Raw genomic sequence first — 20,262 nt, forward strand, 5'->3', positions numbered from 1 at the left:
TGAACCCCGTACCGCGTCCGTTCGGTGCGTGATGTCCCACCTCGACCCCTACCGCAGCGCCGAGCCCCGAAGCTGGGACCGGCCGGACGCCCCTGCCGCGCTTCCCTGGCCCGACCGTGACCTCGAACCAGGGCAGTGGGCCCACAGCGCCGCCACCGACGCGTACGCGTCCTCTGCTCCCGACACGCTCGACGCCTCCGAGGCCGACCCGATCGCGCCGGCCGCGACCGGTGCGTCCGAGCCCGGGGGCCGGGCCGAGCCGCGCCGGCTGGGGCCGCTCGACGCGGACCCCACCGACCCGTACGGCATCCGCCCGCTGCCCGGCGACGACGAGCCGGTCTGGCCCGGCCTCCCCGACATCGGGGACCTGGATCACGCCGACTGGGGCCGGCAGACCGGCCCGGGGCGCCCCGCCGGCCCGGCCGACGAGCCCCTCGGACACGAGTCGGCCCTGCCGCCATACCGGCCGGAGGAGCCCTCCGCGACGGTGGCCGGCGGTGGCGCGGAGCCGGAACGGCCCCGGGGTCGGCGGCAGCCCGGGCGTCGGCGGGCCAGCGCGGACCGGCCGCCCACCCGGCAGGCGCCGCCCAGCCGAGCGGGGCGCAACCTGCCCGCCGCGATCGGGGTGGGCGTCGGTCTCGGCACTCTCGTGCTGGTGCCACTCTTCTTCTACCTGCCCGCCTTCCTGTTCGTCCTCGCCGCCGCCATCGCGGTCGGCACCTGGGAGATGGTCCGGGCGGTTCGCCGTGGCGGGGCACACCCGCCGCTGGTGCCGCTGCTCACCGGCGGCGTGCTCACGGTCGGGCTGGCCTGGTTCGCCGGCCCCGACGCGCTCAGCCTCGGCCTGCTGGTGACCGTGCTGGGCACGATGATCTGGCGGCTGGGGGACGGCCCGGGCAACTACCAGCGTGACCTGACGGCGGCCACCCTGATCGCGGTCTACGTGCCGTTCCTCGGCGGGTTCGCGGCGATGCTCGCCGCAGCGCCCGGCGACGGGCACCTGCGGGTGCTGGTCACCCTGGTCGGGGTGGTGCTCTCCGACACCGGCGGGTACGCCGCCGGGGCCAACTTCGGCAAGCACCCGATGGCCCCCTCGATCAGCCCGAAGAAGTCCTGGGAGGGCTTCGCCGGTTCGGTCACCGCCGCCGCCCTCGGCAGCGCTTTGCTGATCTGGCTGCTGTTCGACGTGGCCCCCTGGTGGGGCGCGCTGTTCGGGGTGGCCGTCTCCTGCGCGGCGGTCCTCGGCGACCTGGCGGAGTCCATGATCAAGCGGGACCTCGGCGTGAAGGACATGAGCAACCTGCTGCCCGGCCACGGTGGCCTGATGGACCGCCTCGACTCGATTCTGTTCGCGGTTCCCACCGCGTACCTGCTGCTGGCGGTGTTCGTGCCGGTGGTGGGCTGAGGCATGGATCACGCCGGGCACCCCGTGCCGACCGCCCGGTCGGGGGCGATTCGGCACCTCCGGCCAGGTGTGTCGTCCGTTCGGCGTGGGAGACTGGGAGCGCCATGACGAGCCTTCCGCTGATTCCTGTCGCCCCGGACGCCCCCGCCGCACGCCGTGCGGCCATGCCGCCCCGCCACCTCGCCGACTTCGACCTGGCCGGTCGGCAGGCGCTGGTCACCGAGCTGGGCGAGCCGGCGTTCCGCGCGAAGCAGATTTCCACCCACTACTTCGGCCGGCTGGTCCGCGACCCCGCGGGGATGACCGACCTGCCCGCCGCCACCCGGGACCGGCTGGCCGGTGCGCTGTTGCCGACCCTGCTCACCCCGGTCCGCGAGCTGGCCTGCGACGACGGGGCCACCCGCAAGGCGCTCTGGCGGCTGCACGACGGCTCGTTGGTGGAGAGCGTGCTGATGGGCTACCCGGACCGGGTCACCGTCTGCATCTCCAGCCAGGCCGGCTGCGGGATGGCCTGCCCGTTCTGCGCGACCGGCCAGGCCGGTCTGACCCGTAACCTTTCCACCGCCGAGATCGTCGACCAGGCGGTCTACCTGGCCGGCGTGGCCGCCTCCGGCGCGGTCGCCGGCTCTCCGCCGCGGCTGTCCCACGTCGTGTTCATGGGGATGGGCGAGCCGCTGGCCAACTACTCGCGGGTGATCGCGGCGATCCGCCGGCTGGTCGCCCCCGCCCCGGAGGGGCTCGGGTTGTCCCAGCGACACATCACCCTCTCCACGGTCGGCCTGGTCCCGGCCATTCGCCGCCTGACCAGCGAAGACCTGTCGGTGACCCTTGCGTTGTCCCTGCACGCGCCCGATGATGAGCTGCGCGACGAGCTCGTGCCGGTCAACCAGCGCTGGAAGGTGGCCGAGGTGCTGGACGCAGCGTGGGACTACGCCGCCCAGACGGGGCGCCGGGTGTCCATCGAGTACGCGATGATCAAGGACGTGAACGACCAGCCGTGGCGGGCAGACCTCCTCGGTCGGTTGCTGGCCGGCAAGCTGACCCACGTCAACCTCATCCCGCTCAACCCGACCCCGGGCAGCCGGTGGGACGCGAGTCCCAAGCCGGTCGAGCGGGAGTTCGTTCGGCGCCTGCGCGCCGCCGGGGTGTCCACGACGGTGCGGGACACCCGGGGGCGCGAGATCGACGGCGCCTGCGGGCAGCTCGCGGCGGCCGAGGACAACGACACCGACGCGCCGCAGGAGGCGGCGGCGTGACCGGGCGTAGCGAACGAGACCAGGAGACATAGTGGCGAGTCAGGGTCAGCGTTTCCGGCGTAAGGCGCTCCGTCGGGGCTACAAGGTCGACGAGGTGGACGCCTTCCTGGACCGGGTCGAGGCGACACTCGCCGGACAGCCGGTCGGCGCGCCCGTGGCCTCCCAGGAGGTCCATGACGTCGTCTTCCGGGTCCGCTTCAACGGCTACGACGAGTGGCAGGTCGACCTGCACCTCGACCGGGTCGAGCGGCAGCTGGCCGAGCTGGAGGAGCGCGGGGGCGTGGTCAGCCGTGGCACCGACTCCGGGATGTCCGACCGACTCGGCGCGGCGAACCGAATAGGCCCGCCGATGCGCGATGACCGTGGCCCTGGCCCGATGCGTGACGATCGGGGCCCCGTGCCGATGCGTGGCGATCGGGGCCCTGGCCCGATGCGTGGCGACCGGGGGCCCGTGCCGATGCACGACGATCGTGGCCCGGTGCCGATGCACGACGATCGGGGCCCTGGCCCGATGCGTGGCGACCGGGGCCCCGTGCCGATGCACGACGATCGTGGCCCGGTGCCGATGCACGACGATCGGGGCCCTGGCCCGATGCGTGACGATCGTGGCGCGGTGCCGATGCGTGGCGATCGCGGCCCGGTGCCGATGCACGACGACCGCAGCCCGGTGCCGATGCGTGGCGATCGTGGCCCTGGCCCGATGCACGACGATCGGGGCCCGGTGCCGATGCGTGACGACCGTGGCCCCGGGCCCGTGCCGCCCCGACCGATGCCCGCGCAGGCCGGTCCGCCCGCCGACCGGTACGGCCGCTACGACGAGCCGAGCGGCGCCTTCGCCGCCGGCGGCTACGACGCCCCGCATGGCGGGTACGACACCCCACGAGGTCCGGGCGGCCCTGGCCCGATGGGCCCTGGCGGCCCCGGCCCGATGGGTCCCGGCGGCCCCGGCCCGGGACATGGCGGCCCCCCGCTGCGGGGCCTGCCCGCCGGGCCGGGCGGCTACGGCCCGGACGACCGGTTCGACGGCTTCGAGGCGGGCCGGCACGGTCGGGCCGACATGACCGCCGAGATCCGGATGCCCGAGCGGGACCTACGTGAGCTGCGCGGTCGCGGCCCGGCCGCTCCGCCGCCCCTGCCACATCAGCCGCTCGGTGGCCCGCCGATGGCCGGGCCGCCCCCGATCGGTGGCCCGCCGGTTGGTGGCCCGCCCCCGATCGGTGGCCCGCCGGTTGGTGGCCCGCCGCCGATGGCCGGCCCGCCGATGGCCGGCCCCCCCGGCAGCGACCTCCACCGCGTGGACCAGATCCGCCGCAGCTTCGAGGTGCGCCGCTTCGGCAGCGGGTACGACCCGGAGCAGGTCGACCGACTCTTCGACGGCATCCTCGGCGGCATGACCGGCCGAGGCCCGATGCCGGTCAACCCGAAGGACCTGGACACCCTGCGGTTCGGCCTGGTGCCCGGCGGCTACTTCGAGGCGGAGGTCGACGCGGCGCTGAAGGATGTCCAGGACATCCTCTTCGGTCGCTGACTGGCCGGCGGGTCCCGCCGACGACGTACGACGAGGGCCCGCCCCCTGTTCAGCAGGGTGACGGGCCCTCGATGCCTGACGGGGTCGGCGGGCGGCCGGTCGTGGTCAGGAGCGCAGGCCGTTGCGCCGCAGCACCGCGTCGCCGATGACAACGGCCAGCAGCAGCACGGCCAGGCCGACCAGCCAGATGTCCTCGACCCTGCCCTCGTGGTTGCCGCACAGCATCGCCAGCAACGCCAGCGCGGAGAGCACCGCGCCGATCCGCCCCGCCTTCCGGTGCCCGGGCTTGTGCTGATCTGGCGACGTCACCGGCTCGCTTCCTGCCACTGTCGGTCCTTCCCTCGCGATCGGATCTCCGGTTAGTCTGGCACGCCCCGCGCCTGGCCCCGTCCGGTGGGGGTTTCCCGGTGTCCGGAGCTCAGGCTCGTCTCTTGGGGCCGGCCCGCCTGGGATGGGACGGATCGGCCGCAGGGCCCGGATCCGGCCCACCATCGGCCGTCGGGTGCCGGGTGTCGCTCATCGTCGGGTGCGTCCGCCGTCGGGTGCCGTCCGGCCCGGGCCGGACGGCACTACCGGCGTCGCGGGCTGTCGACGACACTGCCTCCGGTAGCGTTCTGGCGTACACCTTGATTGCCTTTTTGAGGGGGACTGCGGTGCTAGTGACCGGTACGGGACATGCCAGCATGCGGATCGACACGGCCGCGGGCAGCATCCTGTGCGACCCGTGGGTCAATCCCGCCTACTTCGCGTCCTGGTTCCCGTTCCCCGACAATTCCCTGCTCGACTGGGAAACCCTCGGCCAGGTCGACTACCTGTACGTGTCGCACCTGCACCGGGACCACTTCGACGCGGCGCACCTCAAGCGGTACGTGTCGAAGGACGCCACCGTCCTGCTGCCCGAGTTCCCCACCTCGGAGATGGAGGACGAGCTGCGGGAGCTGGGCTTCACGAAGTTCCTCCGGGCGCCGAACGAGCAGGTCGTCGAGCTCGACGGCGGTCTCAAGATCATGATCCAGGCGCTGACCAGCCCCACCGACGGCCCGATCGGCGACTCCTCCCTCTGGGTCGAGTACGACGGGGTTCGGCTGCTCAACCAGAACGACGCCCGCCCGACGGACCTGAGCGTCTTCACCGAGCTGGGCCACGTGCACGCGCACATGCTCCAGTTCTCGGGCGCGATCTGGTATCCGATGGTCTACGAGCTGCCGCAGTCGGCGAAGACCGCGTTCGGCAAGCAGAAGCGGGAGCGGCAGTTCGACCGCACCTGGCGCTACATCGCCGACCTGAAGGCCGACCACGTCTTCCCGATCGCCGGCCCGCCGTGCTTCCTCGACGACGCGCTGTGGCAGTTCAACGACATCCACGGCGACGAGGGCAACATCTTCCCCGACCAGTCGGTGTTCCTGTCCGAGTACGCGAAGGTCGGCGGCACCAACGGCATCGTGCTGCTGCCCGGCAGCGTCGCCGAGGTCACCACCGACGGCGCGACGACCACCCACCCGGTGCCGATCGAGGAGTTCTTCGCGAACAAGGTCGCCCACCTGGAGGAGATGCGGGAGCGCAAGCGCGGCGTCATCGAGGCGGAGAAGGCGTCCTGGCGGCACCCCGAGGTCGACGTGCTGGCTGGGATGAAGCGCCGGATCGAGCCGCTGCTGGAGGACTCGATCTACCTGGCCAAGGGGGTCGGCGGTCCGGTCCGTTTCGACCTGGTCGGCTACGACGGCGAGAGCGTCGAGTCGATCGTGGTGGACTTCCCGGGCAAGGAGGTGCGCCCGTACGCCGACGAGAAGGTCCGCTACCGGTTCCGCACCGACCGGGCGCTGGTCGAGCACCTGCTGCACATCGGCGAGGTGGACTGGGTCAACTCGCTCTTCCTGTCCTGCCGGTTCTCCGCCGCCCGGATCGGCCAGTACAACGAGTTCGTGTACGCCTTCTTCAAGTGCCTGTCCACGGAGCGCCTCCAGTACGCCGAGGGCTGGTACGACGAGCACGAGCGGAGTACCGACGCGGAGGACGTCACCCTCGGCGACTGGGTGGTGCAGCGCCGCTGCCCGCACCTTAAGGCGGACCTGACCCGGTTCGGCATCGTCGAGGGCGATCAGCTCACCTGCCAGCTGCACGGCTGGAAGTTCGACCTGCCCAGCGGCCGGTGCCTGACCAGCGTCGGTCACAAGGTCCGCGCCCACCGCGCCACCGCCGAAACCCCCATCCCCTGACCCGCCACCACCCCACCGCCCACCCGTTCGTGATCCGACGGGGTCGGCGGTGGGACGGACGGGTCAGCGCCCCAGGTCGGTGAGGATGCGGCGGGCGGCGTTGTGGCCGGCGGCGCCGATGACGCTGCCGGCCGGGTGGCAGCCGGCGCTGCCCGCGTACACGCCGTCGACGCCGGTGGCGTAGGGCATCCGGTCGGTGAAGGAGACCGTGTTGTCGACGTGGTGGATGTGGCCGCCGGTGATGCCGAAGTGGGCCTCGATGCCGGGCGGGGGGAGCGGGACGGCGTCGGCGATCAGGTCGGCGGTGCCGGGGGCGTACCGCTCGCAGATCTCCACCAGCCGCGACACGTACCCGGGCAGGGCCTCGTCCCAGGTGGTGCCGGCCAGCTCGTAGGGGACCGACTGGACGAACAGCGCCGAGGAGTGGTGGCCGGCGGCGTCGGACAGCGACGGGTCGACGGTGGTGTGCAGGTACCACTCGATGGTCGGCTCGTCGGGCAGCCGGCCGGCCTGGACGTCCGCCCACATCGCCCGCAGCGCCGCCATCGGCGGCTCGCCCCCACCGCCGACCAGCGAGGCCGAGCCGGGCAGCAGGTGGATGGTGGAGCCGAACGGGCTCGGCGCGCCCTCGGGCAGGCAGGAGAAGCGGGGCAGCCCGGTCAGCGCCAGGTTGAGCTTGAGGGTGGTGCCGGGGCGGCGGACCGCCGCCATCCGCTGGGTCAGCGGCGCCGGCAGCGCGCCGTCGGGCAGCAGGTCGATCAGCCGGTACGGGTCGCAGGCCCCGAGCACCACCCGGGCGGCCACGTGCCGGCCGTCGGCCAGGGTCACCCCGCCGGCCGCGCCGCCGTCGAGGGTGATCGCGGCGACCGGCGTCCCGGTGAGGATGCGGGCCCCGGCGGCGCGGGCGGCGTCGGCGAAGGTGCGCGAGACCGTACCCATCCCGCCCTCGGCGATCATCCAGGTGCCGTCGGAGCCGGGCAATCTGCACATGTTGTGCGCGAGGAAGTTGTGCCCGGTGCCCGGGTCGTCCGGGCCGGCGTTCAGCCCGGACAGGCCGTCGGTGACCGCGTACATGCTGACCAGCAGCTCGGAGCGGAAGTCGAAGCGGGCCAGGTGGTCGGCGACCGAGCCGCGCACCAGGTCGACGAAGACCTGCCGCAGCGCGGGCCGGACGTGCCGCTCGGCGGTCTCCTCGACCGGCAGCGGCTCGGCCAGCCAGGCGGGGGCCAGGTCGTCGCGCAGGGCCGCCAGCTCGGCCTGCATGGCGTCGTCGGCGGCCACGTCGGCGGGGGAGAAGAACTCCGTGAGCTGCCGCCGGGTCGCCGCGTGGTCGCTGCCCATCAGCAGGTACGGCGATCCGGCGCCGCCCGGGGTGGGCAGGAAGTAGTGCGGGTCGCGGCGCAGCACCGGGATGCGCACGTCGAGCGTGGCGAGCAGCTCCGGCGGCATCAGCCCCAGCAGGTACGACCCGGTGGAGTGGCGCAGCCCCGGCACCTTCGGGAACGGGTTCTCGGTGCGGGTCGCCCCGCCGATCACGTCGGCGGCCTCCAGCACCAGTACGTCCAGCCCGGCGCGGGCCAGCAGGATCGCCGAGACCAGCCCGTTGTGCCCCGACCCGACGATCACCACGTCGGCCCGGGTCGGCAGCTCGCCTGCCCCGCTCATGCGGCTGTCACCGTTGCGCTCGCCCCGCTCATGCGGACATCACCGCTGCGCTCGCTCATGCTCGGGCAGCCTAGCGCCGCGCGGCCTTCGGCGGGAGTCCGTCGCCGGCCGGTGGCCGCGTCCGCCGCTCATTAGGATCGCCGCCATGGGAATCCTCGCCACGGAACGCCTGGTCCTGCGGGACTGGACCGTCGACCCGGCCGACCTGGCCCGGATCTTCGACATCTACTCCCGGCCCGAGGTCGCCCGCTGGCTGAACGCGCCCGGCCTGCCGATGACCGACCCGGCGCAGGCGGCCGAGCGGCTCGCGGCGTGGCGACAGCGGCACGCGAACCACGGCGACCGGTACGGCACCTGGGCGATCGAGGTCCGCGACACCGGCGTGGTGGCCGGTACGGTGCTGCTCAAGCCGCTGCCCGGCCGGGACGAGGGCGTGCTGACCGAGGACATCGAGGTGGGCTGGCACCTGCACCCGGATGAGTGGGGCCACGGGTACGCCACCGAGGCGGCCCGGGCGGTGGTGACCCGGGAGTTGGCGACCGGCACCCCGCGGGTCTGGGCGGTCGTGGCGCCCGGCAACACCGCGTCGGCGGCGGTTGCCCGGCGCCTCGGCATGGTGCACGTGGGCCGGCGCACCGACTGGTACGGCGGCGAGGAGGTGGACGCCTTCGTGCTCCACGCCGAAGCCTGAGCGGCCTGCGACTCGTGCCCGGTGGAACGGGGCGACGGGCCCGAGCAGCGGCTGCTCGGGCCCGTCACCGCCGTGCGATCAGCCGAAGGCCTTGACGCCGCTCCAGTCCTCCCCGAGGACGACCTTCACCGGCGCGTTGGTGTTGGTCGTGGACGGGTGGTAGATCGACATCTGTCCGGTCGTTCCGGACCGGGTCCAGATGTCGGGCACCTGGTTGCCGTTCACGTCCGGGATGCCGATGGCCGCGCTGATGTTCGCCTCCGTCCACGAGTTGCCGTAGGAGACGTCACCGTCGCGGGAGTTGGCCGCCGACTTGAAGGAGTCCAGGTTGACGCTGCCCGCGACCGGGCCCGGCTTTCCGTGCCGGACGTACATGTTGCCGTTGTCCAGGTTGCGCCAGAGCACGTCGGGCGTGGTGTCCAGGTCGATGTCCGCCACGTTGACGATCTCCCGTCGGGCCCAGGAGACACCCTCCATCAGGGTCGCCTCGGCGAAGCTCGCCCCGGTGTAGCCGCTCAGCACCCAGAACGCGGGGCCGGCGCGCAGGATCAGGTCCGGGCGCTTGTCGCCGGTGAGGTCGCCGACAGCCTTGAGCTGCGTCCAGGTCGCGGGCGCCGGCGCGTTGGCGGGCAGGAGGACCCGCAGCCGCTGGTCGACGTCGAAGCTGCCGTACCCGTCGCCGGGGTAGAGCCAGAAGCCGCCGTCCGGGGTGCGGGCGAAGAGGTCGGTGATGCCGTCGCCCGGGTACACGTCGGAGTGCTTGGCGATCAGCGCGGCCTTGTCGGTGGCCGGGTCGTACCAGTGGCCCGGCGGGTTCAGCCCGTGCTCGGCGCTGTAGGACGCTTCGAGCCACCCGTACAGTTCCCCGTCCACGTCACCGGCGTAGTTGCGGAGTTTGCCGTCGGCGGTGATGAGGAGCAGGTCGGCGATGCCGTCGCCGCCCGTGTCGCCGGCGCAGTCGGTCGAGACGCCGGCGGGGCAGCCGGCCGTGTTGCCCGGCGGGACGTAGAAGGCGTAGTCGGTGCGGACGCTCCGGTTGCCAACCGCGTTGTAGGCGTACACGTGCAGGGTGGTGGGGCCGGCGTGCCGCGGCCTCAGGTCGGGCACCGTGGCGATGCCGTTGGTGGCCGGCACGTAGGTGGTGCCGACGCTCTCGAAGGAGTAGCTGAACTGGGTCGCTTCTGCGGCCTTGAAGGTGATGGGGCCGGTCTGGCCGAACGTCACAGTCGCCCAGGTCGCGCCGTCGGCGGTGGCCTCCTTGAACACGTCGCTCTCGACCACAGGGGCCGGTGGGGCGGAGGCGTCGACGGTCAGGCGGCAGGCCGCGGTGCCGGGCGGGAAGTACGAGGACTCGGCGTTCGAGACGTCCTCGGAGCGCACGTCCCACGAGTAGGACGCCCCGTCCACGAGGGTGGTGGCGGGAATCGTCAGGCTGGCGGTGCCGGCGTTGGGGCCGGTGCTGATGGTGGTGACCAGGGTGCCCGCGGGAACCGCCGCGCCGTCCTTCCAGAAGCGGAAACGCAGGCCCTTCAGGTCGGAGGGGCCGTCGGGGTCGGTGCCCTTCGCCCACAGGACGAGGTTGGTCTTGGCGACCGTCGCGCCCGCACCGGTGCCGGGAACACAGGCGCCGCCGGGCGTCACCTTGCCGCCCGTCGGCTCGTTGGGGGTGCTGTTGAAGACGACGGTCAACTGGGCCGTGCTGACCTGGAACTTGCGCCAGGTCAGGGTGTCGGACTCGCTGGTCGCGCGCATGCCGAGCGTGATGTTCGGCCAGCCCTCGGTGGCGGCCTGCTGTGCCCCCACCTTCACGTTGAAGCTCACGTAGTCGTCGGCGCAGTTGCTGCCGTAGCCGTAGGCGAAGGACTTCCGCTGCTGCTCCTCCCGCCAGGCCGGCTGCTTGTTCCAGGTGGTGCCGGAGGAGATGGCGCCGGTGAGCCAGAGCTGCATCTCGCGGGCGGTGCAGTTCCAGGAGTGGTTGTTGAGCACCTTGAAGCTGGCCTCGCTGACCGTCGCGCCCTTGTAGCTGCTGCTGAAGCCCATGCGCCAGAAGGAGCGGGCCTTCAGCGGCGTGTCCTCGTCGTAGCCCACCCGGGCGTCGGTGGTCCCGGTGTTGAAGTTGGTGCCGTTCCAGGTGTTGGTGTTGGCGTGCTGCGCGTAGACGGTCGCCCAGGCCTGCTTGCCGCTGATCAGCGTCGGGTCGAGGAAGACGGGGAAGAGCGCGTCCTTGCGGGTGAGCAGGCCGGTGGCGGCGGCGTCCAGGTGCAGGCGAACGTCGCCGGTGCCGTCGCCGTCGAGGCGGGTGGGGATCCGGGCCTGGCGGGAACCCGGCTCGCTGCCGGCGAGCCCGGAGAGCTTCAGCACGTCGGCGGGGGTGGCCGTCGTGGTGCGGGGAGCGGCTTCGGGGGCCTCGGGGTCCCGACCGGCGGAGTCCCACGCGAACGGGGTCGGGATCGAGCCGATCTCCTCGCCGCCGGCCCGGTCCAGGGCGCGCACGCCGCCGGTGGTCGCGTCGTGGCGGAAGAGGGCCGTCGAGGATCGTAGGCCGTAGGCGAGGCTCTTGAGGGCCCCGATCGTCTCGGCCGTGCGGTTCTTGACGATCAGCAGCTGCCCGAAGCCGCCCGCGTCGCGGGCGACGACGAGCAGGTCCACCCCGGGCAGGACCTCCGGGTACAGGGCGCGGGGGCCGTCGAGCACCGGCTTCGGCAGGGCGCCGGGCCACGTGTACGCGATGGTGTGACCGTCGAGGTCCACCTCGGCCAGCACGCTCGCGGCGGCGCGTGCGCCGGCGCGGGCGCTGGTGCCGCCGGCGGTGGCCTCCCCGTCGGCGGTGCCGGCGGAGAAGCGGACCGGGACGGGCGGGTTGACCGGGCGGACGTCGAGGCCGCCGGGGGTGTCCTCGGCCCGGGTCAGCTTGGTGTCGACGGCCGACCACCGCCCCTCGGCGTCGACGACCCGCTGGGGCACGGCGTGGATCGTGCTGCGCAGCTTTCCACCGGGGAGAGCCCAGGTGAGCGAGGTGGCGGTCGTGGCGGTGTCCACGAGCACCTCCTTGCCGGTGCGGACGGCTTCGATCCTGGCGGCCGCCTCGTCCCTGGCCGGGACGGCCGGTGCGGCGGCGGGTGCCTTCGGAGGGTCGTCGGTCCCGAGCCACCAGGGCAGCGGCGCGGCGATGAGTACGGCGAGCAAGAGGCCCAGGGTGAGGGCCAGCCTGGCGCGCGTACGCACGAATGGGCTGAGCAGGCGAGGCGCGGTCAAGGCGGTCTACTCCCGTGGGGACCGATCGGACAGGGCGGGCACAGCAAGCAGCCCCGTTCGGGCGGGCCGCAGGGCAGAACGCGGCCACACGATGCACGTTGGTAGCGGCTCCCGTCTATCCCGTTCGCCGTTATGAATCTGTTACGCATAACCGAACGTGTCGCCCGTTATGCCGGGAATTTTGTCTTGCGAAAGTTTTTCACTGCCCCCATGACGGACAAATCGGTCCAGTCCATTGTGGGAAGAAAGACGGCATGGTGAATCTTTGTCGGGATCGCGCCGTGGCATAGATCACTTCCGTTACGCCATGATTACGCTCCGCAGCCTTGAGGTCCGACGCCCCCTGACGCAGAGTGCTCACGCACATGCCCTCCGGTGTGTGCTCTGCGGTCCTTCCGCACTTCTCTTTCACGTCTTCGCGCCTGGGAGTCGACGCATATGCGTGGTACCGGTTTGCTTTCCCGGCGGTGGCCTGGCCGCCTGACCCGTACGGGTTCAGGTCATCCCCGCCCGCGTCGGGCTCGTACGGCACTGGTGCTGCTCCTGTCGACGACCCTGGTCGCCACGGGCCTGCCGACCCAGGCGTTGGCGGTGCCCGGGGCGGGCATGACCCGCAACCAGGTGAACCTGCCGGACGTCCCGCAGACCGCGCGGATCGGTCAGGACGAGAACGCCGAGAAGGACCTGACCACCGCGGACCCGGTCCCGGTGGTGCCGTACGCGCCCGTGGCCGTCACCCCGTGGCAGCAGGACAGCGGCACCGTCGACCTGACCGGCGTCACGGCCGGCGCGACCAGGCCGGTCGACGACCTGCCGGTCGCCCTGGGCGTTCCGGAGGGCGGTGACCCGACCGCGCTCGCCGGCACCTGGACCGTCGACCTGGCCGCCCCCGAGGCGTCCCAGGACGCCGGGCTCTCCGGCCTGATCATGAAGATCACGCCGCCGACGACCGCCGATCCGGCGGCCGAGGTGGCGCTCAGCGTCGACTACACGCCCTTCACCGACCTCTACGGCCCGCAGGCCGCCGACCGGTTCGGCGTCATGCTGCTGCCGGACTGCGTCTACGACGCCCCCGAGACCGGCGACTGCGCCCTGGAGGGCAGCGCCCCGACCGCGCCGGCCGCCGCCCGGGCGGTGCCCAGCGAGGTGACGCTGGTCCCCGCCAAGAAGGCACGCAAGAGCGCCGCCGCCGAGGGTGACGCCTCGACCCGCCGGATCGTCACCGGCAAGGTCCCCGTCGGCTCGCTGCGCGAGGCCCAGGCTGGGCCGGGCGCCCGGTCCTCTGCCACGGCCGCGGCGGGCGCGAACGTCGTCGGCGTGCTCGACACCGGCGCCTCGGCCGGCGGCGACTTCACCGCCACCCCGCTGCTCTCCTCGGGTTCCTGGGCGGCGGGCTCCTCGTCCGGCGCGTTCACCTACTCGTACCAGGTGCAGGTGCCCGAGACCGCCGGCGGCCTGATGCCGAAGGTCGCCCTGTCGTACTCCTCCCAGTCGGTCGACGGGCGGACCTCGGCCAGCAACAACCAGGCCTCCTGGATCGGCGACGGCTGGGACTACAACGCGGGGGCGATCACCCGCAGCTACGCCAACTGCCGGCAGGACTCGAAGAAGGCCGGCGCGAACAACGCGGGGCACCGCACCGCCGACCTGTGCTGGGGTTCGAACAACGCGACGCTCTCCCTCGCCGGCTCGACCACCGAGCTGGTCTGGGACCAGACCAAGAACTCGTGGTTCACCGCGAACGGCGACGGCTCCAAGATCGAACTGATCAAGGACACCGGCCTGGCGAACGGCGACGCCGACGGCGAGTACTGGGTCGTCACCACCCGCGACGGCACCCGCTACCACTTCGGCCGCCACCGCCTGCCGGGCTGGTCGGACAACGGCACCGCCGCCGACGACCCGGTCACCAACTCGGTGCTGACCGTGCCGGTCTACGGCAACCACCCGGACGAGCCCTGCTACCAGGCGAACGACTGGGCCGGCTCGCACTGCGCCCAGGCCTGGCGGTGGTCGCTCGACTACATCGAGGACATCCACGGCAACGCCATGACCATGTGGTGGGCCAAGGAGAAGAATTACTACGCCCGGAACTTCAACTTCAAGGCCCCGGTCGAGTACGACCGCGGCGGCTACCTCACCCGCATCGACTACGGCCAGCGCGCGGGCAGCCTCTTCTCGGCCGCCACTCCCGCGCTGGCCCGGGTCAACTTCTCGGTGGCCGAGCGCTGCTACGACGAGGGCGCGCTCACCTGCAGCGACGCCAACTTCGCCGACAAGAACCCCAACAAGTACCGCATCTGGTACGACACCCCGGCCGACCTGCGGTGCGAGTCCGGCAAGAAGTGCTGGAACGCCGGACCGTCCTTCTTCTCCCGCAAGCGGCTCGACAAGATCACCACGTCGACGCAGCGGCGCACCGACACCGCCGCTCGGCAGGTCGTGGACGAGTACCAGCTCAAGCAGTCCTTCCCGGTCCTGCGGACCGGCCCCAACACCGCCCTCTGGCTCGAGTCGGTCACCCGTACCGGCTACGGCCGAATGGGCACGACGGACGCGAAGATCACCCTCAACCCGGTGCGCTTCGAGGCCAACGCCGAGGACATGCCGAACCGCGTCAAGCGGGACAACCGTCCCGGCTTCTCCCGGCTGCGCGTCGGCCGCGTCATCAACGAGTACGGCGGCGAGACGGTCGTCACCTACCAACCCCCGACCGGCGACTGCAAGACCGGCACGGGCCTGCCGGGCAAGAGCGACACCGCCGAGCTGAAGGCGAACAACCGGTTCTGCTACCCGAGCTACTGGCACCCGGACCCGGCCGTCGAGGACATCGACTGGTTCCACAAGTACGTCGTGCAGTCCATCGAGGAGCTGCCCAACGTCGACGGCGCGTTCAGCTCGATCACCCAGTACAGCTACGACAACCCGGGGTGGCGGCTCGCCGAGCAGGAGTTCACCAAGAAGGCCACCCGCACCTACTCCCAGTTTGCCGGCGTCGAGCGGACCGCCGTGCTCACCGGGTCGGACGATCCCGACATCGGCAGCCGGCGTACCAAGTCGGTGACCCGCTACTTCCGTGGCATGGGCGACACCGTGTCGATGAAGGACGTCGCTGGCGTCGAGATCGCCAAGGACAGGGAGGCATTCGCCGGGCGGGTCGCCGAGGAACTCACCTACGCCAACGCCAACGACGACACCGAGACCGGCTGGCTCACCCGCAGCGTCACCCGCCCCGCCGCGCAGCTCCTCGCCAGCCGCACCCGCGACGACGGCCTGTCCCCGCTGGAGGCCTGGCGGGTCACCGAGCCCGGTCAGGTCTCCTACACCAGGTCCTCGGGCACCGGCGACGACGCGCGCACCCTGCGCACCGTCGAGACGAAGACCACCTACGAGGCGACGTACGGCCTGCCCACACACATCGAGTCCCTCGGTGACACCGGCAGGACCGGCGACGAGTCCTGCACGTTCGTCGAGTACCTGCACCACATCGACAAGAACATCATCGGCCTCACCAAGCAGGGGCGCGTCAGCCCGACGACGTGCGCCGCCGCCACCTTCGACACCCTGACGACGCTCAGCTCCGCCAGCCGGGTCGCCTACGACGGCCTGGCGTACGGCGTGGCCCTGGCCGCCACCACCCGCGGCCTCGCCACCCAGACGTGGTCGCTGAAGGGCGACGGCTCCGGCTTCCAGTCCGGCGGCACCACCGGCTTCGACGCCATCGGCCGCGTCGTCACCAAGACCGACCCGGACGCCAAGACCTCAAAGATCACCTACGGCCCGGCCACGGGACAGGCCTTCACGGTCACCGAGGAGAACTCGCTCGGGCACCGGCAGATCCAGGAGCTGGACCCGGGCCGCGCCGTCTCGGTCAAGACCACCGACCTCAACGACCGGGTCAGCGAGGCCAGGTACGACCCGCTGGGCCGCCTCGTCGAGGCCTGGGCCGCCGGCCGCACCCCGTCGGTCTCGTCGACTCCGGACTTCCGGGCCGAGTACGCCACCCCGCCCGGCAAGCCGCCGTACGTCACGACCTTCAGCCGTGGCCACGAGAACCGGATGCAGACCTCCGTCACGCTCTACGACGGCCTGGGCCGTGAGCGGCAGAGCCAGGAGGAGGCCACCGGCGGCGGCCGGCTGATCACCGACACGCTCTACAACAGCTCGGGCGAGGTGTGGCAGACCAACAACGCCTACCTCGCCGGGGGCGGCCCCACCGGCACCCTCTTCACGCCGCTGGCCGACCCGGAAAACCCGGTCGGCGTGCCCAACGCGACCCGCTACACCTACGACGGCCTGGGCCGCGTGCTCAAGGAGACGCCCGTCCTGCGCGGGGTCGACGAGCCGGCCCGGGGCACCAGCTACACGTACGGCACCGACCACTCCACCGTGATCAACCCGACCGGGGCGGCCTCCTACCGGCTGTACACCGACGCCCTCGGCCGGACCACCCGGGTCGACACCTTCACCGACGCCGGCCGCACCGAGTTCACCACCATGCGGTACGAGTACGACGCGCGCGGCCAGCTCGCGAAGGCCACCCACTCCGCGGCACCTACCAAGCCGTGGACCTGGACCTACGACCAGCGCGGCCGGATGGTGACCACCGCCGACCCGGACAGCGGCACCACCGGGATGACGTACGACCACCGGGACCGGCAGCTCACCTCCACCAACGCCCGCAACGTCACCGTCTGGAACGGCTACGACGAGCTGTCCCGGCCGACCCAGCAGCGGCTGGGCGACGCCGCCGGCACGTTGCTGTCCCAGTTCACCTACGACTCGGTCGCCGGTGGCAAGGGCCTGCCCGCCACCGCCACCCGCTACACCGACGGCCTGCCCTACACCCAGTCGGTCGGCGGCTACACCAGCGACTACCAGCCGACGTCGACCACCCTGACGCTGCCGCAGACGATCGCCACCACGTGGGGCCTGAACAGCTCCTACACGTACGGCTACACGCACACCGACGCCGGCCTGATGGAGTCGAGCAGCCTGCCGGCGGTCGGCAGCCTGCCGGCGGAGAAGATCCTGGTCCGCTACACCAAGGACGGCCTGCCGCTGTCGGTGTCCGGCAAGGACTGGTACGGCTCGGAAACCGTCTACTCGCCGTACGGGCAGGTGCTGCGCTCCACCCTCGGCGCCCAGCCGTACCGGGTGTGGACGACGGCCACCTACGACGACGCCAGCGGCGCCCTCAACAGCCAGCAGGTCTACCGCGAGCAGTCCGGCGACAAGACCATCGTCGGCGGCAACCTCGTCTCGAACCGCTCCTACTCGTACGACAACACGGGCAACGTCACCGCGATCCGGGAGAGCTCGGTCGGCATCGAGGAGCGGCAGTGCTTCCGGCACGACGCGCTCGGCCAGCTGACCACGGCCTGGACGGCCACGGATCAGACCTCCTGCGCCGCCGGCCCCCTCGGTGCGGGCGGCGTCGTCAACGTCGCGGCGGGGCCCGACAAGGCCGGCTACTGGCAGGAGTACGAGTACGACCTCCTTGGCAACCGCAAGAAGCTGGTGGAGAAGGACCTCACCGGCGCGACCGCCAAGGACGCCACCACCACGTACGCCTACGGCAAGGCCGACGGCAGTCAGCCGCGCACCCTCACGAAGGTGACCAAGAACTACGTCACCCCGGCCGGTGCCGCGGTCACCGCCGCCGCCGAGCGGCTCTACGAGCTGACCGGCGAGACGAAGTCCGTCACCTCGGTGGAGAACGGCGACCAGCAGACGCTCTCCTGGACCTACGACGGCCAGGTCGAGCGGATCGCCGGCCAGGGCGGGGGCGGCAAGACCCCGTACGTCGGTCTCGCGAACAAGTGCCTGGACCTCGACCACTCCGTCGGGGCGGCCGGCCAGCCGATCCAGCTCTATTCGTGCAACGGCGGGCCCGCGCAGAGGTGGTCCTTCACCCCGGCCCCGGGCCAGACCAACGCCAACCTGGGCACCCTCTCCATCCATGGCGACTGGTGCGTCCAGCCGGCGGCCAATACCGCCGCGTCGGCGCTGGCGATCCAAAAGTGTTCCGGCACGGCAGCTCAGCACCTTGAGCGCACCTCCACCGGCCAGTTCCGGCACCCCGCCTCCGGGCTCTGCGCAGCCGTCAAGGACGCCGCCACGGCCAACTCCACCCCGATCGTGCTGATGGCCTGCGCCAGTGCCCCCGCCCAGCAGTGGGAGGCCCAGAACGAGACCCGGCACATCTACGGGCCCGGCGGCAACCGCCTCCTGACCGTGCAGGGCCGCCAGGCCACCCTCAACCTGGGCGAGGCCCAGGTCACCACCCAGCAGGGCGGCGCGCTGGTCAGCAGCCAGCGCTCGTACGCCACCCCCGGCGGCGCGATCATGCGCCACTCGTCCGGCACCGCAGTGTCCAGTCTCATCGCCCTTACCAGTGACCATCAGGGGAGCCCGTACGCGGAGGTCGTACAGAGCGGCGGGATGACCATTCGGATCAGTAAGCAGGATCCGTTCGGCAACCGGCGTGGTGCGGCACCGGTCGGCGTGAACATGCAGACCAACACGGGGTTCCTCGGCGCGGTCCGCGACGACTCCTCCGGCTACACCCCGCTGGGTGCGCGTCTGTACGACCCGGTGGTGGGGCGGTTCCTCTCCGCCGACCCGGTCCTGGACCTGACCGACCCGATGCAGGCCAACGGGTACGCGTACGCCCACAACAACCCGGTGACGCACTCGGACCCGTCGGGTCTGTCGGTGGCGCTGAACGCCTCGGAGATGGCGGCGGCGCTGGCCGGTGCGGGGCTGTCGGCGGCGCAGGTCTCCGAGGCGCAGGCCAACATGGGCCGCTCGCTCATGTCGGTGGTTCTCGATGCGGCGTGGTCGATGTTGAAGGACTTCATCGGCATCACCGATGCGATGAACTGCTTCGGCGGTGACATGTGGGCGTGCGGCAGCCTGATCATCGGGGCGATCCCGTGGGCGAAGCTCGGCAAGATCCCGGCGGTGTTGCGGGCGGTCAACCGGACGATTGCCGCTATTCAGGCGTGGCAGACGGCGCGGAAGGTCGCCGAGGCCGTCCTGGCGGCGGCGAAGGCGGCGGAGGCCGCGGCGGTCAACGCGAAGAAGTTGGCCCTTGAGCGGGCGAAGAAGGCGGCGCAGGCGGCGAAGAAAAAGGCCGCCGACAAGATCAACACGACCAGCAACAAGGCGTCCAACGCCACGAGGAAGACCGGCAACCCGGTCCAGAAGCAGGCCCAGGCCAAGAGCAGCCCGAAGGCGTCCTCGGCCGCTTCCAGTGGCGCTGGCGGCAAGGGTGCCGGTGGCGGCGGCAAGGGAGACTCCAAGCCGGGCGGTTCCACGGGCGGTGCCTCGCGCAGCAAGGGCGGCACGAGCGGTGGCGGCGGCGACGGCAAGGCTGCTGACGGCGGCGGCGAGTCCTGCAAGACCAACAGCTTCGTCCCCGGCACGAAGGTCCTCATGGCGGACGGTTCCGCCAAGGCGATCGAGGACGTCAAGCCTGGCGACAAGGTCATGGCCACGGACCCGGAGACGGGTCGGACCGAGGTGCAGACGGTCACCGCGGCGATCAAGGGTGACGGCGTCAAGCACCTGGTAAAGGTCACCGTCGACACCGACGGCGAGCAGGGCTCGGACACCGCCGAGGTCACGGCGACCGACGGTCACCCGTTCTGGGTCCCGGAGATCGACGAGTGGATCGACGCCACCGACCTGCGATCCGGGCAGTGGTTGCAGACCAGCGCCGGCACCTTCGTGCAGATCACGGCGATCGACCGCTGGACCAGCCCCGGGGCCACCGTCCACAACCTCACCGTCTCCAACATCCACACGTACTATGTGCTGGCGGGCAACCAAGCTGCCCTGGTCCACAACTGCGGCCTCTCCGGCGTAGTGGCAGATCATCGAGCAAACGCCAACGGTGGATTGGGAATTGCTGCAAAAAAGAACATTGCGGCTATGGAGGCTGCAATCGATGGCGCTGCGCCGAGGACTACTATTGCAACGAGCGGCGGCCATGTAAATCCAGGGGAAGTCGGAATGCCTGCCACTCGGATGTTCACCGCACCAAATCCATCGCGCACCCTCGACTCTGAGGTATTTTTGTTCGAGGATCTAGCTCAAGGTTTAAATCCGAATTCCACTGGCACCATCAATCTTTATTCGGAAAGGAGAGTCTGCCCAAGTTGTGGCGACGTGATCGATCAGTTTAAAGCCCAATTCCCAGGAATCAAGATAAATATCCAAACCGGCGAAGACTGAGCAGG

Annotated in this window: 9 protein-coding genes; 6 read left to right on the forward strand and 3 right to left on the reverse strand. The window is 71.5% G+C overall.

The features are described 5' to 3' along the window. Positions 1 to 31: 31 nt before the first annotated feature. The 3 genes from GVV04_RS13150 to GVV04_RS13160 all read left to right on the forward strand — a co-directional run bounded on the left by GVV04_RS13150 (position 32) and on the right by GVV04_RS13160 (position 4,189). Complete coding sequence (locus GVV04_RS13150) at positions 32 to 1,405, forward strand: phosphatidate cytidylyltransferase (RefSeq protein WP_161687940.1); 1,374 nt, start codon at positions 32 to 34, stop codon at positions 1,403 to 1,405. 104 nt (positions 1,406 to 1,509) lie between these two features. Beyond that, the gene (gene rlmN, locus GVV04_RS13155) at positions 1,510 to 2,661 is read left to right on the forward strand and encodes a 23S rRNA (adenine(2503)-C(2))-methyltransferase RlmN (RefSeq protein WP_161687942.1); all 1,152 of its coding nucleotides are present in this window, start codon (positions 1,510 to 1,512) and stop codon (positions 2,659 to 2,661) included. A gap of 31 nt (positions 2,662 to 2,692) precedes the next feature. Beyond that, positions 2,693 to 4,189, forward strand: coding sequence for a DivIVA domain-containing protein (locus GVV04_RS13160; RefSeq protein WP_161687944.1), 1,497 nt, complete (start codon positions 2,693 to 2,695; stop codon positions 4,187 to 4,189). Positions 4,190 to 4,294: 105 nt separating this feature from the next. Here GVV04_RS13160 and GVV04_RS13165 read toward each other — a convergent pair whose 3' ends face one another. Then, entirely contained in the window at positions 4,295 to 4,516 is a 222-nt protein-coding gene (locus GVV04_RS13165; RefSeq protein ID WP_161687946.1) for a DUF2631 domain-containing protein, read from the reverse strand. 326 nt (positions 4,517 to 4,842) lie between these two features. Between GVV04_RS13165 and GVV04_RS13170 the strand changes: the two genes are divergently transcribed. Then, entirely contained in the window at positions 4,843 to 6,405 is a 1,563-nt protein-coding gene (locus tag GVV04_RS13170) for a Rieske 2Fe-2S domain-containing protein (protein ID WP_161687948.1), read from the forward strand. Positions 6,406 to 6,468: 63 nt separating this feature from the next. On the opposite strand, the gene GVV04_RS13175 is transcribed toward GVV04_RS13170, so the two are convergent. Continuing rightward, positions 6,469 to 8,070 (reverse strand): phytoene desaturase family protein, encoded by a 1,602-nt coding sequence (locus GVV04_RS13175; RefSeq protein WP_161687950.1) that lies wholly within the window; start codon positions 8,068 to 8,070, stop codon positions 6,469 to 6,471. Between the two features lie 145 nt (positions 8,071 to 8,215). On the opposite strand from GVV04_RS13175, the gene GVV04_RS13180 reads away from it, so the two are divergent. Beyond that, on the forward strand, positions 8,216 to 8,761 hold the full coding sequence (locus tag GVV04_RS13180; RefSeq protein WP_161687952.1) for a GNAT family N-acetyltransferase: 546 nt from the start codon (positions 8,216 to 8,218) through the stop codon (positions 8,759 to 8,761). 78 nt (positions 8,762 to 8,839) lie between these two features. Here the strand turns inward: GVV04_RS13180 and GVV04_RS13185 are convergent, their stop codons facing one another. Beyond that, positions 8,840 to 12,016 carry a DNRLRE domain-containing protein gene (locus tag GVV04_RS13185; RefSeq protein WP_161687954.1) on the reverse strand — a complete coding sequence of 1,059 codons (3,177 nt, stop codon included), beginning with the start codon at positions 12,014 to 12,016 and terminating at the stop codon, positions 8,840 to 8,842. 438 nt (positions 12,017 to 12,454) lie between these two features. Between GVV04_RS13185 and GVV04_RS13190 the strand changes: the two genes are divergently transcribed. After that, positions 12,455 to 20,257: a ricin-type beta-trefoil lectin domain protein gene (locus tag GVV04_RS13190; protein WP_161687956.1), complete on the forward strand. Its 7,803-nt coding sequence runs from the start codon at positions 12,455 to 12,457 to the stop codon at positions 20,255 to 20,257. Positions 20,258 to 20,262: the final 5 nt, after the last annotated feature.

Origin of the sequence: Micromonospora rubida (assembly GCF_009908295.1) — a bacterium.
Classification (GTDB): Bacteria; Actinomycetota; Actinomycetes; order Mycobacteriales; family Micromonosporaceae; genus Micromonospora; species Micromonospora rubida.